16 protein-coding genes are annotated in these 16,720 nt (G+C 69.6%); 10 read left to right on the forward strand and 6 right to left on the reverse strand.

Going from position 1 to position 16,720, the window contains the following annotated elements; all coding sequences use genetic code 11:
- Positions 1–40: 40 nt before the first annotated feature.
- Together M5C98_RS12865 and M5C98_RS12870 are read right to left on the reverse strand one after the other, a co-directional pair.
- Positions 41–940: a ZIP family metal transporter gene (locus tag M5C98_RS12865; RefSeq protein WP_272547831.1), complete on the reverse strand. Its 900-nt coding sequence runs from the start codon at positions 938–940 to the stop codon at positions 41–43.
- 86 nt (positions 941–1,026) lie between these two features.
- Positions 1,027–1,659: a superoxide dismutase gene (locus M5C98_RS12870; protein ID WP_272547832.1), complete on the reverse strand. Its 633-nt coding sequence runs from the start codon at positions 1,657–1,659 to the stop codon at positions 1,027–1,029.
- Positions 1,660–2,025: 366 nt separating this feature from the next.
- Between M5C98_RS12870 and M5C98_RS12875 the strand changes: the two genes are divergently transcribed.
- From M5C98_RS12875 to M5C98_RS12910, 8 genes are all read left to right on the forward strand, one after another.
- Positions 2,026–5,112, forward strand: a complete 3,087-nt coding sequence (locus M5C98_RS12875) for a LodA/GoxA family CTQ-dependent oxidase (RefSeq protein ID WP_272547833.1) — start codon at positions 2,026–2,028, stop codon at positions 5,110–5,112.
- Between the two features lie 4 nt (positions 5,113–5,116).
- On the forward strand, positions 5,117–6,424 hold the full coding sequence (locus tag M5C98_RS12880; protein ID WP_272547834.1) for an FAD-dependent monooxygenase: 1,308 nt from the start codon (positions 5,117–5,119) through the stop codon (positions 6,422–6,424).
- A gap of 50 nt (positions 6,425–6,474) precedes the next feature.
- Positions 6,475–7,245, forward strand: coding sequence for an SDR family oxidoreductase (locus tag M5C98_RS12885; protein ID WP_272547835.1), 771 nt, complete (start codon positions 6,475–6,477; stop codon positions 7,243–7,245).
- A 62-nt stretch (positions 7,246–7,307) separates the two neighbouring features.
- On the forward strand, positions 7,308–8,447 hold the full coding sequence (gene moaA / locus M5C98_RS12890) for a GTP 3',8-cyclase MoaA (protein WP_272547836.1): 1,140 nt from the start codon (positions 7,308–7,310) through the stop codon (positions 8,445–8,447).
- 3 nt (positions 8,448–8,450) lie between these two features.
- Positions 8,451–9,131 carry a molybdenum cofactor guanylyltransferase MobA gene (gene mobA, locus M5C98_RS12895; protein ID WP_272547837.1) on the forward strand — a complete coding sequence of 227 codons (681 nt, stop codon included), beginning with the start codon at positions 8,451–8,453 and terminating at the stop codon, positions 9,129–9,131.
- Entirely contained in the window at positions 9,128–9,676 is a 549-nt protein-coding gene (locus M5C98_RS12900) for a GNAT family N-acetyltransferase (RefSeq protein WP_272547838.1), read from the forward strand. Before mobA ends, M5C98_RS12900 begins: the two co-directional genes overlap by 4 nt.
- Positions 9,673–11,043 carry a molybdopterin molybdotransferase MoeA gene (moeA, locus tag M5C98_RS12905; protein WP_272547839.1) on the forward strand — a complete coding sequence of 457 codons (1,371 nt, stop codon included), beginning with the start codon at positions 9,673–9,675 and terminating at the stop codon, positions 11,041–11,043. Before M5C98_RS12900 ends, moeA begins: the two co-directional genes overlap by 4 nt.
- A 145-nt stretch (positions 11,044–11,188) precedes the next feature.
- Positions 11,189–11,521, forward strand: coding sequence for a thioredoxin family protein (locus tag M5C98_RS12910; protein WP_272547840.1), 333 nt, complete (start codon positions 11,189–11,191; stop codon positions 11,519–11,521).
- Positions 11,522–11,545: 24 nt separating this feature from the next.
- On the opposite strand, the gene rnhA is transcribed toward M5C98_RS12910, so the two are convergent.
- Both rnhA and M5C98_RS12920 read right to left on the reverse strand, forming a co-directional pair.
- Positions 11,546–11,995 (reverse strand): ribonuclease HI, encoded by a 450-nt coding sequence (gene rnhA / locus M5C98_RS12915; protein ID WP_272547841.1) that lies wholly within the window; start codon positions 11,993–11,995, stop codon positions 11,546–11,548.
- 5 nt (positions 11,996–12,000) lie between these two features.
- Positions 12,001–12,855 (reverse strand): class I SAM-dependent methyltransferase, encoded by an 855-nt coding sequence (locus M5C98_RS12920; protein ID WP_272547842.1) that lies wholly within the window; start codon positions 12,853–12,855, stop codon positions 12,001–12,003.
- On the opposite strand from M5C98_RS12920, the gene gloB reads away from it, so the two are divergent.
- Together gloB and M5C98_RS12930 are read left to right on the forward strand one after the other, a co-directional pair.
- A complete protein-coding gene (gloB, locus tag M5C98_RS12925) occupies positions 12,854–13,630 on the forward strand; it encodes a hydroxyacylglutathione hydrolase (protein ID WP_272547843.1) in 777 nt (258 codons plus the stop codon). The two genes, M5C98_RS12920 and gloB, sit on opposite strands and share 2 nt — an antisense overlap.
- Complete coding sequence (locus tag M5C98_RS12930; protein WP_272547844.1) at positions 13,627–15,159, forward strand: transglycosylase SLT domain-containing protein; 1,533 nt, start codon at positions 13,627–13,629, stop codon at positions 15,157–15,159. Before gloB ends, M5C98_RS12930 begins: the two co-directional genes overlap by 4 nt.
- A gap of 73 nt (positions 15,160–15,232) precedes the next feature.
- Here M5C98_RS12930 and M5C98_RS12935 read toward each other — a convergent pair whose 3' ends face one another.
- Together M5C98_RS12935 and M5C98_RS12940 are read right to left on the reverse strand one after the other, a co-directional pair.
- On the reverse strand, positions 15,233–15,385 hold the full coding sequence (locus tag M5C98_RS12935) for a DUF3096 domain-containing protein (protein ID WP_272547845.1): 153 nt from the start codon (positions 15,383–15,385) through the stop codon (positions 15,233–15,235).
- A 190-nt stretch (positions 15,386–15,575) separates the two neighbouring features.
- The gene (locus tag M5C98_RS12940; RefSeq protein WP_272547846.1) at positions 15,576–16,634 is read right to left on the reverse strand and encodes an ABC transporter substrate-binding protein; all 1,059 of its coding nucleotides are present in this window, start codon (positions 16,632–16,634) and stop codon (positions 15,576–15,578) included.
- Positions 16,635–16,720 lie beyond the last annotated feature (86 nt).

Below are 16,720 nucleotides of genomic sequence, written 5' to 3' on the forward strand. Positions count from 1 at the left end.
ATATTGCGCTGGAGGCCTTTTTTTCTTCAAGGCCCCTGGCTCAGCCCAGCGCGGTGTCCAGGATCATCATGATCACGAAGCCGATCATCAGCCCACCCGTGGCCCAGGCTTCGTGGCCCTTGCGGTGCGACTCGGGAATGATCTCGTGGCTGATGACGAACAGCATCGCCCCGGCCGCAAACCCCAGGCCCCACGGCAGCAGGTGGGCGGAAAAGCCGATGACCGTGGCGCCCAGCACCGCGCCCAGCGGCTCGACCAGGCCCGAGGCCATGCCCAGCGCCACGGCCAGCCAGCGCTTGTAGCCGGCGGCCAGCAGGGCCACGGCCACCACCAGGCCCTCGGGCACGTCCTGGATGGCGATGCCGGCCGTGAGCGTGCCGGCGCGCAGCGCATCGGCGCCGCCGTAAGCCACGCCGATGGCCAAGCCCTCGGGCAGGTTGTGCAGCGCGATCGCGAAGACGAAGAGCCAGGTGCGCCGCAGCGTGCGCGGCGACGGGCCGCCCTCCACGCCCTTGATGAAATGCTCGTGCGGCAGCAGCCGCTCCATCACCAGCAGCGCCAGCCCGCCCAGCAGGATGGACGTGCCGATGATGCCGCCCGCCCCCCACGCCCCCGCGCCCGCCGACTGGGCCGCGGCAATGCCGGGAATGATGAGCGAGAAAGAGCAGGCCGCCAGCATCACGCCGGCGCCGAAGCCGAACAGCGTGTCCTGCACCCGCTCGGACAGCCGCTGCGAGAACACCACCGGCAGCGTGCCCAGCGCGGTCGCCAGGGCCGCCACCAGCCCGCCGTGCCAGGCCTGCTCCACACGCGGGTTGGCCGCCAGGAATTGGAAGAACTGCTGGCCCAGCACCAGCACGCCCGCCAGCACGATGGCCGCGCCCAGCCATTTGCGCATGCGCCAGCCGGTGCGCCCGGTGAGTGTGTCGTCAGCGTTCATGTGCAGGGCCCGGTTGGATGGGAAGGTGGTCAGGAAAAACGGGGGGTGCCGTCCGATCGAAGAATCGCTGCGGCCGCCCCCCGGCGTCAACCGCGCGCCTTCGCGTAGCGGCGGGCCACTTCGGCCCAGTTCACAACGTTATAGAACGCCGCGATGTATTCCGGGCGGCGGTTTTGGTACTTCAGGTAGTAGGCGTGCTCCCACACGTCCAGGCCCAGGATGGGCGTGTTGCCCGACAGGAGGCCGGCCATGAGCGGGCTGTCCTGGTTGCCGCTGCTCTCCACCGCCAACTGGCCGGCGGGCGTGACGGACAGCCAGGCCCAGCCGCTGCCGAAGCGGGTGAGCGCGGCCTTGGTGAAGGCTTCCTTGAACGCATCGAACCCGCCCAGCTCCGCATCGATGGCCTGCGCCAGCGCGCCGGAGGGCTGCCCCCCGCCGCCCTGGCCCGCCGGCGCCATCACGGTCCAGAACAGGCTGTGGTTGGCATGCCCGCCGCCGTTGTTGCGCACCGGTGCCTGCAGCTTCTCGGGCAGCGTCTGCACCTGGGCCACCAGCGCCTCGATCGGCAGTTCGGCCTGCGGCGTGCCTTCCAGCGCGGCGTTCAGGTTGTTGACGTAGGTCTGGTGGTGCTTGGTGTGGTGGATTTCCATGGTCTGCGCATCGATGTGGGGTTCGAGCGCGTCATAGGCGTAAGGCAGAGCGGGAAGCGTATGGGGCATGGTTTTCACTTTCAAACAAGGGAACGGAAAGGAGGCCGGGCGCAGCTTGGAGTGGCTCCGTCGCGGTGGCACCGCACCGAGGCCGGGCCGAACGCATTCACTTTGGAAATGATAATTATTTTCATTCACCACAATTCCCACGCGGTTTTGCGGGGCGTCGCCGGTGCCCATTCAGGGCCGGCAAATGCAGCGTGACAAGGGTCCCGCCCTTGTGGGTTCGCTTGTTCCACCCCGTGGAAACCCTGAATAAACCCCGTCCGATTCCCCCGCAGAATGCTTCGTCCCAAAGTGAACGGCATTCGCGCCCGCTTCTGGGAGGGAGCGTTCCATCGTCCACGACGATTCATAAAACAAAGGAGGGTTGCGATGAAAAGCACGTCAGTTCCACCCGCGCAGTCGGCCACCACCGGCACCCCCATCACCCTGCCTCCGACCCTGCCAGCCAGCCCCTGCTGCTGCGACAGCGATCCGGTGGCCGGACTCAAGCAGCTGTTCGTGGACTATTTCCAGGGCAAGGGCATGGCGGCGGGGCGCGACCCGGCCACGCGGCCCGTGTTCCTGCGCCTGCATGGCGTGGCGCACGGCCAGTTCACCATCGATCCGAACCTGCAGCCCGAACTGCGGGTCGGCGTGTTCGGGCAGGCGCCGCAGTACCCGGTGTGGGTGCGCTTCTCGGCCGACGTGCAGCCCGGAAAGCCCGACCTCAAGGGCACGACGGGCATTTCGATCAAGCTCTTCGGCGTGCAGGGCCGCAAGCTGCTGGAGCCCGACCAGGACGCCACCACGCAAGACTTCATCCTTCAGAACCACGACGTGTTCTTCACCGACACCGCGCGGGACATGTGCGAATTCACCTGCGAATCGCTGCATGGCCGGGGCGATGCCTATCTGAAGGCGCACCCCGTCACCGCGCAGATCCTGGATGACATGGAAAAAACGGTGGACTCCGTGCTGGCCACCGACTACTGGAGCGTGCTGCCGTCCTGCTTCGGCCAGGGCCGCTTCGTCAAATACAAGATCGAGCCGCTGGACGTGCCGCCGGCCGACGCGGCGCCGGACTTCGACGACCCGTTCTACCTGCGCGCCGACCTGCACGCCCGCCTGCGCAAGGGCCCGGCGCGCTTTCGCTTCCTGGTGCAGTTCCAGACCAACGACCACGACATGCCGCTCGACGCCGCCACGGTGCGCTGGAGCGAGCAGGCCAGCGTGCCGATCGAAGTCGGCATCCTGGAGTTGCCCCGGCAGGACCTGGACGCCCGGGGCCAGTCGGGCTACGGCGAAAACCTGGCCTACAACCCCTGGCATTGCCTGCCCGAGCACATGCCCATGGGCAGCATCGCCGAAGCGCGCAAGGCCGTGTACCGGGCCTCGTCCGAAAACCGCCGCAACGTGAACGGTGTGCCGCTGGGCGAGCCCGTGGTGCCGCGCCCGGCGCAGTACGCGCCCGGTGTGGACTACCCCGCCGCGAAGGACACGCGCATCGTGCGCGCCGCCATCCACCCGGCCATCGGCATCGCCCGGGTCGGCAACAGCGCGGCAGATTTCTATCTCGGCCCGCAGGTGGTGAACCCGCCGCCCCAGCCCCAGGGCTTTTACCGCGACGCCACCGGCGCGCTCAAGCGCGAGGCGGCGCAGTTCCGCATCTACGGCTACAACGCCGCGGGCGACGTGGTGCGCGAGCTGACCTCGGATTCGGCCGACATCGAATGGTCCGTGCACGTCGCCAACAGCAAGGCGGCCTGGTATCAGTGGCAGATCGCCCTCGATATTCCGGAAGCAGCCAAAACCCAGCTGCCGCTGCGCAACGCCAAGAACACCGCGCGTGACACGCTGGTCATCGACGCCGGCGTGCAGCGCATCACGGGCCGCAACGCGGCGCCGGTGCCCTGCACCGGGCAGTTCACTGGCGTGCCGGTGAAGATCGGCGAGCTGCAGACCGACGCCAGCGGCCGGCTGGTCTTCCTGCCCGGCCATGGCGTCTCGGCCTCGCCCACGGGCAGCCCGATCTTCATTCCCACCGATGGCGATTCGTTCATCAATGCCGACGGCTGGTACGACGACACCTGCGACGGGCCGGTCTCGGCCACGGTGCGCATCGAGGGCCAGGAGATTCCTGTGGAATCCGCCTGGGTGGTGACCGCACCGCCCAACTACGCCCCGCAGGTCAAGACCCAGCGCACGCTGTACGATCTGCTGCAGGACCTCTACGTGCAGGCCGGCTGGCTGCCCCCGCCGGCCACGATCTCCTTCGCCGACGACGTGTACCCCATCCTGCAGCGCCTGTCGGGCCTGCAATGGGTGAACCAGGGCTTCGCCACCCTGTTCGGCCACCAGGGGCAGTACGACTTCGAGAACCCCGCGCTGATCGAGCGGCTCTCCGCCCTGCCCCCCGCGGGCGGCTACGACCCCAACGCCGAACTGCGCCGGCAGGTGTTCAACAGCTTCCGGCCCCCCAGCCCACCGGACGGCAACCAGATGCCCTGGCCCTGGCTGTACGGCGATGCGATGACCGTGCCCGCAGGCCAGAGCCCGCGCCAGAACGCCAGCATCAGCCAGACACAGAGCGATGTGCTGGCGCGCTGGGTGCAGGGCGACTTCGTCTCCGACTGGGATGCCGGGCGCCAGCTGCCGGCCAGCATCGACGCGGTGCCGCTGGCGCAGCAGCCCGCCACGCTAGACCAGGCGGCGCTGGAGTTCTGCCTGGCCGACGCCTTCCACCCCGGCTGCGAAATGACCTGGCCCATGCGCCACGTGACGCTGTACAGCCGCCCGTTCCGCATCCGCCAGCGCCCGGCGGGCACGGCCGAGCCCAGCTACGGCCCCACGCTCGACCAGGCCACCGCCCTGTCGGCCCAGGGGCCGCTCTACGCCCAGGGGCCCGGCGACATCAACCGCTGGATGGGCCTGCCCTGGCAGGCCGACACGGCCTACTGCCGCGCGGGGTACGACACCGCCTACGACCCGTTCGCGCCCACCTTCTGGCCCGCCCGCGTGCCCAACCACGTGCTGACGGCCGAGGACTACGCCATCGTCGTGGACCCGAAGCAGCCCATGGCGCGGCGCATCGAAGCCTTCTCCAACCGCACCAGCTGGAACAAGCCGCTGCACGGCACCACGGCCGGACAGATGGAGGAGATGGTGCGCATCTTCGGATCGATGGGCCTGGTGGAGGTGCGCCCCGGCGTGCCGGATGATCCGGCCTTCCCGGCGCAGATGATGGTGGCCTCGTACGGCCCCGATGTCGCGCCCGCCGATGCCGCCAGCCTCACCGAAGCCGCGCTGGCCGCGCAGACCCGCCTGCTGGCCACTGCCGCCGTCGAGGGCGACGCGGCCGATGGGACCGCCCCCATCCACCCCAAGGCACGCCCGCTGCCGCACGGCGCCAATTTCGGCTCGCACGCGGAAGCCAGGAACGCCCCGCTGCCGGTGCGCAGCCGGCCGCCGGGCGGCTGAGCGCGTGCCCACGCTGCAGCCTCCGCAGGCCTTCGACGTGGCCATTGCCGGGGGTGGCCCCGCCGGCGCGTCGTGCGCCATTCCCCTGGCGCGCGCCGGCTTGCGCGTGCTGCTGGCCGATGGCGGCAGCGAGCGGGCCTTTCGCATCGGCGAAGGGCTGCCGCCGCCGGTGCGCAGCCTGCTGGGGGAGCTCGGCGTGCTCGACCGCGTGCTGGAGGACGGCCACCGCCCCAGCTACGGCACCCTGGCCTACTGGGGTGGACTGGCAGGCCACGCGAACGACACCCTGCGGCAATTGCACGGCAATGGCTTGCAGTTGGACCGCGTGCGGTTCGACACCGCACTGCGCGCCGCCGCCAGCGAGGCCGGCTGCGAGGTGGCCCTGGCCACCCATCTGCAGTGCGATGACGCCGAAGAGGCCAAGGCCAGCACCAATCCCAGCGCCGGCAACGGCACGGATGCCGCAGCCCCCCCCAGCGCGCCGCACCGGCTGCAGTTGCGCCGCGCCGGCGCGCCGCTCGTGCAAGTCACCGCGCGCTGGCTGATCGACGCCAGTGGCCGCATGGCCACGCAGGCCTGCCGGCTCGGCGCGCGCCGCCGCCACTACGACCGGCTGCTGGCCTTCTACCAGCGCCTGCGCAGCGACAGCCGCACCGATCAGGACGGCCGCACCTGGGTCGAGGCCGTCGAAGACGGCTGGTGGTACAGCGTGCTGCTGCCCAGCGGCGAGCGCGTGGTGGCTTTCCTGGGCGATGCCGATCAGCTGGACCGCCGCGCCCTGCTGGAGCACGACGGCCTGTGGCAACACCTGCAGCACACCGCCCACCTGGGCGCGCTGTGCGCCGAGCACGGCTATCGCCCCCACGGTGCAGTGCAGGGCGCCGATGCCTGCAGCGCCGAACTCGACCGTGCGGCCGGCGAGCGCTGGCTGGCGGTGGGCGACGCCGCCCTGGCCTTCGATCCGCTGTCGTCCAAAGGCATCGGCAACGCGCTCTACACCGGGCTGCGCGCCGCGCAGGCCTTGCTGGCGCACGAGGCGGGCGACCTGCGGGCGCCCGAGCGCTATGCGGACCACCTGCGCGACATCCACCGCGTGTACCGCAAGCAACTGCAGGGCTTCTACGCCATGGAAACCCGCTGGCCGGACGCGCCTTTCTGGGCACGCCGGCAGGCAGGCCCCGCTGTCGCGCAAGGGGCAGCGCCGGCCACGTCCGGAGGGAAAGCCGTGGCTACACTGCCCTGGCAGCCCGCGCAGCGAACAGCCACCGGCCGCGAGAACCATTCCAACGGAATCCCGCCACTGCCTTGGTGAATATTGCGCAGGCAGCTATCGAAACCATAGCGCCATCGGAGGCTTCATTCATGCGCGTGCAAGGCAAATCCATCATCGTCACCGGCGCCGGCAACGGCATCGGCGAAGGCATCGCCAAGCGGCTCGCGGCCGAGGGCGGCCGGGTCATCGTCAACGACATCCAGCCCACCGGGGGCCAGCGCGTGGTGGCCGAGATCCGCGCCGCCGGCGGCACGGCGGACTTCCTCGCTGCAGACGTCACCCGCTCGGGCGACATGAAAGCCCTGGTGGACGAGGCCGTGCGCCTTCATGGCCGGCTCGACGTGGTCGTGAACAACGCCGGCTGGACGCACCGCAACCGCCCCATGCTGGAGGTGAGCGAGGAAGAGTTCGACAAGGTGTACGCCATCAACGTCAAAAGCCTCTACCTCTCGGCCATCCACGCCGTGCCGGCCATGCGCGCCAACCCGGGCACGGCGGGCGGCAGCTTCATCAACATCGCCTCCACCGCCGGCCTGCGGCCCCGCCCGGGCCTCACCTGGTACAACGGATCGAAAGGCGCGGTCATCACCACCAGCAAATCCATGGCCGCCGAGTTGGGCCCCGACAACATCCGCGTGAACTGCATCAACCCCGTGTTCAACCCCGACACGGGCCTGGCCGCCGAATTCGCCGGCGGGCCGGTGGACGACGCGCGCCGCGCCAAATTCCTCGCCTCGATTCCGCTGGGGCGCTTTTCCACCGCGCTCGATGTGGCCAACGCGGCGCTGTACCTGGCCAGCGACGAAGCCGCCTTCGTGAGCGGCGTGTGCATCGAGGTGGACGGCGCCCGCTGCGTCTGACGGCCGGATGGCGGCCGCGCGGCCCGATAACCCTACCGCACCCCATGCGGCAAAATCCGCCCATGGCTGAACGTGTCATCCCCCTGGTGGACCAGCGCATCGCTGCGCTGCGCCCCGCCGTGCCGCAGGGCCCGGCCGGGATTCCATCGGGATGGCTGGCCGACACGCTCGGGCGCCCGCTGCGGGACCTGCGCATCAGCGTGACCGACCGCTGCAACTTCCGCTGCGCGTATTGCATGCCCAAGGAGGTGTTCGACAAGGACTACCCCTACCTGCCGCACAGCGCGCTGCTCAGCTTCGAGGAAATCACCCGCCTGGCCCGCAGCTTCGTCGCCCACGGCGTGCGCAAGATTCGGCTCACGGGCGGCGAGCCGCTGCTGCGCAAGCACCTCGAAAACCTCGTCGGCATGCTGGCGCAGCTGCGCATGCCGGACGGCACGGCGCCCGACCTCACCCTGACCACCAACGGCTCGCTGCTCGCACGCAAGGCGCAGGCGCTCAGGGACGCCGGGCTGAACCGCCTCACGGTGAGCCTGGACAGCCTGCAGGACGCGGTGTTCCGGCACATGAACGATGTGGACTTTCCGGTGGCCGAGGTGCTGGCCGGCATCGATGCGGCACAGGCCGCAGGCTTTGCGCGCATCAAGGTCAACATGGTGGTCAAGCGCGGCACCAACGACCACGAGATCGTGCCCATGGCGCGGCACTTTCGCGGCACGGGCGTGACGCTGCGCTTCATCGAATACATGGACGTGGGCGCCACCAACGGCTGGCGCATGGACGAGGTGCTGCCCTGCGCCGACGTGATCGAACGGCTGCAGGCCCACCTGCCCCTGGTGCCCCTGCCCGAACAGGCCCCCGGGGAAACCGCCCGCCGCTGGGGCTACGCCGATGCCACCGGGCGCCACGACCCGGCGCTGGGCGAGGTGGGCGTGATCGGCAGCGTCACGCAGGCGTTTTGCGGCGACTGCAACCGCGCCCGCCTGTCGATGGAAGGCAGCCTCTACCTGTGCCTGTTCGCCACCCAGGGCTGGGACCTGCGCAGCCTGCTGCGCGGCGGTGCCACCGATGCCGACATCGCCGCCGCCATCGCCGGCATCTGGAACGGCCGCGGCGACCGCTATTCGGAATTGCGCAGCAGCCTGCCTGCGGACACCGGCCAGGGCGCGCGGCGGGTGGAAATGAGCTACATCGGCGGCTGACGCATGGATGACGCCACCCGCATCACCGGGCTGGTGCTGGCCGGCGGCCAGGGCACGCGCATGGGCGGGCAGGACAAGGGCCTGCAGCCGTTCCAGGGCGTGCCGTTGGCGCTGCATGCGCTCGATCGACTGCAGCCCCAGGTCGGGCCGCGGCTGGTCAGCGCCAACCGCCACCTCGACCGATACGCTGCCTTCGGCACCCCGGTCGTGACCGATGCCGAGGCCGGCCACGCCGGGCCGCTGGCGGGATTCCTGGCCGGCCTGTCGCGCTGCGACACCCCGTGGCTGCTCACCGTGCCCTGCGACACGCCGCTGTTTCCGCCCGATCTGGCCCGCCGCCTGATGGCCGCCGCTTGGGAGATGGCCAAGGATGGCAGGCCCGCGGACCTCGCCATCGCCGCCGCACCGCAAGCCGATGGGCCGACAGCAGCCGATGCCCCCCACACAGCCGCACCGGGCGCCGCGCCCCTGCGCACGCAGCCGGTGTTCTGCCTCCTGCGGGCCTCGCTGCGGGAGTCGCTCGCGCAATTCATGGCGGGCGGCGGCCGCAAGATCGGCGCCTGGATCGCCCAGCACCGGTGCGCGGTGGCCGCCTTCGACCAGCCCGGCGACGACCCGCTCGGCTTTTGCAACGCCAACACCCTGGCCGAACTGCACGCGCTCGAACGCGCGCTCGCCCCATGACCCCTGCCCCCTTCCGGATCGACGTGCTCGGCCCCGCGCACCTGCACGCCTACAAGGCGCTGCGCGACGAGGCGCTGCGCTGCGCGCCCGAGGCCTTCACCTCCGACCACGCCAGCGCAGTGCTGCGCCCGGCCCAGTCGTATGCCGAGCGCTTCGGCGCGCCCGCAACGGGCACCTTCTTCCTCGGGGCGTTCGCCGCGGACGGCCAGTTGCTGGGCAGCATCGGCTGCGAGCGCGAGGCCCGCCTGCAGCAGCGCCACTGCGCCAGCGTGGTCGGCATGATGGTGGCGCCGCACGCGCAGCGCGGCGGCGTCGGTCGCGCGCTGGTGCAGGCCTGCGTGCAGCTCGCCGAACAGGTGGCCGGGCTGGAACAGCTGGTGCTGACCGTCACCGCCGCCAACACCCATGTCGTGCGCCTGTACGAGCGCGCGGGCTTTCGCGCCTGGGGCCTGCTGCCGCGCGCGGTGGTCATCCAGGGCATCGGGCACGACAAGCTGCACATGGTGCGGTGGCTGCCGGCCTCCCCTCTTTTCTCTGCCGCATGAAGCCCAAGACCCTTGCACAGATCGCCGCCGGCCTGCCCGGCTACGACGCCCACGCCCTGAGTGCCGAGGCCCTCACCGCCTTCCTCGAACAAATGGTGCAACCGGTGGCCGGCACCGAAACCGTCGCGCTGCCGACAGCGCTCGACCGGGTGCTGGCCTGCGACCTCGTCTCGCCCATCAGCGTGCCGCCGCACGACAACTCGGCCATGGACGGCTATGCGTTCGACGGCTCGGCCTTGCGCGCCGGCCAGCCGCTGGCGCTGCGGGTGGCCGGCACCGCCCTGGCCGGCCGGCCCTGGACGGGCCGCGCCGCGCCCGGGGAGTGCGTGCGCATCATGACCGGCGCCGTCATGCCGCCAGGGCTCGACACGGTGGTGCCGCAGGAGCTGGCCACCGTGCAGGGCGACACCGTGCACCTCGCGGCCGACGCGGTGCGGCCCGGCGACCACCGGCGCCGCGCGGGCGAAGACCTGATGCAGGGCGGCGTGGCGCTGGCCCGTGGCGAGCGGCTCACCCCCGCCGCGCTCGGCCTGGTGGCCAGCCTGGGCCTGCCCACGGTCACCGTGTTCCGCCGACTGCGCGTGGCGTGCTTTTCGACCGGCGACGAGTTGCTGAATGCCGGCGACGCCCCGCGCGGGGGCGCGGTGTACGACAGCAACCGCTACGCCCTCATCGGCCTGCTGGCCCGGCTGGGCGTGGAGCCGATCGACCTGGGCGTGGTGCCCGATTCGCCCGCGCAACTCGAAGCCGCGCTGTGCCAGGCAGCACGGCAGGCCGATGCCGTGATCACCAGCGGCGGCGTGAGCGAAGGCGATGCGGACCACCTGCGCTCCACGGTGCAGCGGCTGGGCGACGTGGCGTTCTGGCAGGTCGCCATGCGGCCCGGCCGGCCGATGGCGGTGGGACGGCTGCGCAGCGAGGACGCGCCGGGATGGATAGAAAAAATAGCCTCCAGCGCAATTTCCACTAGGGCATATAGCTATCAAAATAATAGCAATGTCTCTTCGGCAGACGGAATCCTCTGGTTCGGCCTGCCCGGCAATCCCGTCGCGGTGATGGTGGCCTTCCTGGCCTTCGTGCGGCCCGCACTGCTGCGCGCCATGGGCTGCACCCGCCCTGCCCCGCCCCTGCTGCGCGCCGTGATCACCGAGCCCCTGCGCAAGAAACCCGGCCGCACCGAATACCAGCGCGGCATCGTCAGCACCGCACCGGATGGATCGCTGCAGGTGCGCACCACCGGCCACCAGGGCTCCGGGTTGCTCCATTCGATGGTTCAGGCCAATGGCCTCATCGTGCTGCCCCCGCTCCGAGGCCCGGTGGCGGCGGGAGAGACCGTGGACGTGATGGTGTTCGACGGCGCGTGGTGAAACGCCTGCCAGCCAGGTCCCACAGCCCCGCGGCGTATGCGCCGCATGCAGCGCCCGCACGCCGGAGCCTATGCTGGCCGGTGCCCCCCAATCGCTCCATTCGACAATCCGGCAGACGCCGAGCCCCCACAAGGAACCCATTGCCATGACCTATCACGCCAGCCACCTCGAACAGCCGCCCGCCCGCGACGATGTGGACCGCCTGCAGGGTGCGGCCGTGCTGGAGTTCGGAACACCCTGGTGCCCCCATTGCCAGGGGGCGCAGCCGTTCATCCAGGCCGTGCTGGAGGGCCAGGACGGCGTGGCCCACATCAAGGTCGAGGATGGCCCGGGCCAGCGCCTGGGCCGCAGCTTCGGCGTGAAGCTCTGGCCCACGCTGATCTTCCTGCGCGACGGCAAGGAGGTGGACCGCGTCGTTCGCCCGCAGGGGCCGGAGCCGCTGAGGACGGCGCTGCAGGCCATCGCTCCCGGGGCTTGATGTCCAAGCCCCAAGGCGGCGGCTTCAGCCTCGGCCCAGTGCCTTGTCCACGCCTTTGTTGGCCAGCGCATCGGCACGCTCGTTGCCCGGGTCGCCCGCATGGCCCTTCACCCAGCGCCAGTCGATCGCGTGGCCGCCCTGGGCCACCAGATCGTCCAGCCGCTTCCATAGTTCCACGTTCTTGACCGGCTGGCCGGCGGCGGTGCGCCAGCCCTTTTTCTTCCAGCCCTGGATCCACTCGGTGATGCCCTTGCGCACGTACTGGCTATCGAGGAACAGCGTCACCTGGCACGGCCGCTTGAGCGCGCCCAGGGCCTCGATCACTGCGAGCAGCTCCATGCGGTTGTTCGTGGTGTCCAACTCGCCCCCGAACAATTCCTTTTCCAGCGCGCCCGAACGCAGCACCACCCCCCAGCCGCCAGGGCCCGGATTGCCTTTGCAAGCCCCGTCGGTATAGATCACAACCTGATTCAAAAACGTTACTCCCGTCCATCCACATGAAAAGCCGGCCCGCCCTGGCGGGCCCTGCCGCGATTGGCCACCGGCACCGGCGCCGCAGCGCCCTTGGGCGAGCGGCGCCAGGGCGCGCCCAGCAGCCGCACGCCATGCACGCGCTTGACCGCCACCACCACATAGGCGGCCCCGAGTATCGGCCACCAGCGGGCGCCCAGGCCGTCCATCCAGTCGAAACGCTCCAGCCAGGGGGCGCTGCGCACCGCCGGCCGGTAGCAGCCGAAGCTGACCGACTCGACCTCGAAATTGAGCAGCCGCAGCCAGTCGCGCAGCCGCCAGTGGCCGATGAACTCGCCCACGTCCGGCAGATACAGCTGGCCGCCGGCGCCCAGGCGCTGGTACAGCCGCGCCCTCCGCTGGCGAAGGCCCCACAAGCTGACAGGGTTCAGCCCGCTGATGACCACCCGCCCCTCGGGCACCAGCACGCGCTGCACCTCCCGCAGCGCGGCATGGGGGTCGATGCTGAGCTCCAGCGCATGCGGCAGCAGCACCAGATCGAGGCTGTTTTCCGAAAAAGGCAAGGCCACCGGGTCGGCCAGCAAGGCCGGCTCCACCGGCTCGCCACTGCCCAGGGCGCCGGCGGCGTGCCAGCCGGCCGCCTCGTCGGTCCACAGCAGGGTGTCTTCGGCGCCCAGCGCCAGCCAGCGGTGGGGCATGCGGTTGGCGCGCAGCCCCTGCAAACCCGGCATTCCGAGCTGCAGGGCGTGGTAGCCGAACACGTCGGCCACCAGTTCGTCATAGCGTTCCTGCTCCCACGCCAGCAGGTAGCGGCCGGGGGAGGAGTCGAACCAGTGGTGCAAACCTATAATTTCATCGCTCATGAACTTGCTGCCGCTGCCCGCCTTTACCGACAACTACATCTGGATGCTGCACGACACGCAGGCTGCGGTCGTGGTCGATCCGGGAGAAGCGGGCCCGGTGTTGCAGGCACTGCAAACCCTGAACCTGCCATTGCAGGCGATTCTAGTCACGCACCACCACGCCGATCATGTCGGCGGCGTGCCGGCGCTGCGCGAGGCCACCGGCGCCCGTGTCTTCGGCCCTGCGCACGAAACCATGCCCGAGCCGATCACCCGCCTGGTGCAGGGCGATGCGGCCGAGGTGCTGGGCCTGCGCTTTCAGGTCTTCGATGTGCCCGGCCACACGGCAGGGCACATCGCCTATTACGCCCCCGACGTGAACGGCGCACCCGTGCTGTTCTGCGGGGACACGCTGTTTTCCGGCGGCTGCGGCCGGCTGTTCGAAGGCACGCCCGCACAAATGCAGGCGTCGCTCGATACCCTGGCCGCGCTACCGGGCGACACCCTCGTGTGTTGCGCGCATGAGTACACCCTGTCCAACCTGAAGTTCGCCCGGGCGGTCGAGCCTGGCAACGGCGCGTTGCGGCAATACACCCGCGACTGCGAGGCGCTGCGCCAGCAGGGCCAGCCCACGCTGCCGGCGCGCCTTGCGACCGAGCGCGACATCAACCCTTTCCTGCGCACACGGCAACCCACGGTGGCCCAGGCCGCCAAAGCCTACGATGCGCAGGTCGATCCCCAAGATGCAGTGGCCGTCATGGCGGCGCTGCGCCAATGGAAAAACGAGTTTCAATGAAAATTTTGCATATCCTGGGCCTGGCAAGCGTGGTCTGGCTCACCGGCTGCGCTACCCAAGGCACCCCGTCCGGAAACGCAGCGAACAAAGACGGCTCCGGCACCCCGGCCACCGACACGTCGCCCACCTCTTCGCACACGCCATCGATTCCGTCCGGGCCGCTGCAGCCGATCTCGGCGGTGCAGGCCAGCAATGGCGAGGTGGCATCGCTGTACGCACCCTCCGATCTGTGGGACCGCATCCGCCGCGGTTTCGCCATGCCCGACCTCGACCAGGACCTGGTGCGCGACCGCGAGCAGTGGTACGCCACGCGCCCCGACTACATGCAGCGCATGACCGAGCGCTCCAGCAAATACCTGTTCCACATCGTCGAAGAACTCGAACTGCGGGGCATGCCCACCGAGCTGGCCCTGCTGCCCTACATCGAGAGCGCCTTCAATCCGCAGGCCGTCTCCAGCGCCAAGGCCGCCGGCATGTGGCAGTTCATGCCGGCCACCGGCAGCGACTACCAGCTCAAGCAGAATGCCTTCCGCGACGACCGCCGCGACGTGCTGGCCTCCACCCGCGCCGCGCTGGACTACCTGCAGCGCCTGTATGGCATGTTCGGTGACTGGCACCTGGCGCTGGCCGCCTACAACTGGGGCGAAGGCAGCGTGAGCCGCGCCATCGCACGCAACCAGAAGCTGGGCCTGGGCACGAGCTACACCGAACTCACCATGCCGGCCGAAACCCGCATGTACGTACCCAAGCTGCAGGCGGTGAAGAACATCGTGGCCAATCCACAGGCGTTTCGCACCGAACTGCCGCTGATCGAAAACCACCCCTACTTCCAGACGGTGGACATCACGCACGACATCGATGTCTCGCTGGTGGCCAGTTTGGCCGGGGTGCGCGAAGAGGATTTCCGCGCGCTCAACCCCTCGCTGCACCGCCCCGTGATCCTGGCCGCGGGCATGCCGCAGATTCTGCTGCCCTGGGACAACGCCAAGGTCTTTTTGAAGAATCTGGAAGCCCATCGCGAAGGCCAGTACGCCAGCTGGACGGTCTGGAGCGTGCCCACCACCATGACGGTGACAGCGGCCGCCCAGCGGGTCGGCATGAGCGAGAACGACCTGCGCAACGTCAACCGCATCCCGCCGCGCATGATGATCAAGGCCGGCTCCGCCCTCATGGTGCCGCGCGCCACCACCACGCGCCAGGACGTGTCGAGCCAAGTGGCCGACAACGGGCAGGTCGCGTTCACGCCGGAGATCGTCACGCGCCGCACCACGGTGCGCGCAGGCAAGCGCGACTCGGTGGCCAGCATTGCCAGCCGCTACAAGGTGAGCGCTGCCAACGTGGCCGAATGGAACGATGTGAAGGCCGGCGCCGCCTTCAAGGCCGGGCAGCAGGTGGTGATGTATTTGCCGGTGAAGCTGGCCGCCACCTCATCGGCACGGCCCGCCATCAAGCAGACCTCCACGCGCGGCGCGAAAAGTCCTGCGGCCCCCACCCGAAAGGGTGGAACGCCATCGCGCAAGAAGCGCTGAGAAAAAACCGCGGCCTCGGCGAGGCCGTCCCGGTTCAGGCGGCGCGGCCAGCGCCGCCTTGCAGCCGTTCTCCTCAGAGGCGCAGGTTGTGCATGCCCACCAGTCCCAGCACGCCCATCACGATGAGGTACAGGGCCACGATGTAGTTCAGCAGGCGTGGCATGACCAGGATCAAAATGCCTGCGATCAGGGAAACGAGGGGACCGATACTGAGGTTCAGCGACATGGAGAGATCCTTGTTGGGGTAACGGAAATCAGAGACAGAAAAAAGCGGTTCAGCGGCCACGGCACGAACGCCGCTCGCGCGCCCTCGACTCTATCGCCACATGCTGGCTGCATCGTGTCGGACAGTTCAGCCAAAGTGCCGCACCGCCCACCAGGGCAGCGCCTGCCCAGCACGCTCGGGCGCCTTGCCCTCAGGCGTTGAACTTTTGCTTGGCCTTGCGCGCGAATTCGTTCGTGAACGTGCGGCCCAAATCGATCTTGAGTGGCGCCAGTTCAGAGCGCAGACGGGCCAGCACACGCGCCGCATTGGCCGGGCCATCGTCGGGCATGAGGCCATCGGGCGAGAAGGTGTCGCGCACCTTGTGGAATGCCGCCAGGTAGGCCCCCCGTTCGCCCAGCAGGTAGCCGGACGGCACGACGCGCACCAGATCGGCCGGGCTGGCCGTCTGCAGCCACTTGAGCGCATGCACCATGGCATTGGCCAGGGCCTGCGACCGCGCCGGCTGCTTTTGCACGAACGACTGCGGCGCATAGAGACTGGCGGCCGGCATGCTGCCGCCGAACAGTTCCTGCGACCCTTTGAGCGAGCGCGTGTCGCACAGCACCCGCACCTCGGAGCGCTGCTCCAGCGCGCTGACGATCGGATCGGCATGGCACAGGGCGTGCACCTGCCCCTGGCGCAGGGCCGCCACCGCGCCCATGCCCGACCCCACGCCGATGAACGACACCTCGTCCAGCGGTGCGCCGTCCCGCGACAGCATCAGCTGCGCCACATGGTGGGTGGATGACCCCAGGGCGGACACGCCCACGCGCATCCCCTTGAAACGGGCCACGCTTTTCATGGGCCAGGCGCGAGCCGACGCCGCCAGCGCCAGTTGCGGCGCCCGCCCCTGCAGCACGATGGCACGGTAGCTGCGGCCCAGCAGTTGCTGGCGCAGCACGTGGTCGTAGGCGCCCGAGCACACATCGGCCTCGCCATCCTGCAGCGCCTGCAAAGCAAGCGCGCCGCCCGCGTAATCCTGCACCACTACGTGCAGCCCTTCGGCACGGAAGAAACCCAGTTCCTGGGCAATGGTCAGCGGTAGGTGGTACAGCAAGCCCGAGCCACCGACCGCCACCCGCAGCGGGTCGATCCCGGCCGTGAATGGGGATGGAGATGGTTCCGCCAGGGCGCCCACGCCCGCCCAACCCGCCATCGACAGGGCGGACAACGTACCGAAGTGGCGGCGGCGGAGGCGTGAAAAATCCATGAAAAAGAGCGAATTGAAAATGCTGCAGTGCAGCAATCGTGCCACCAGTGCGCAAACGCCCCGTCAGGGCAATCCCTGAGGGACTG

The organism is Acidovorax sp. NCPPB 3576 (assembly GCF_028473605.1).
GTDB lineage: Bacteria > Pseudomonadota > Gammaproteobacteria > Burkholderiales > Burkholderiaceae_C > Paracidovorax.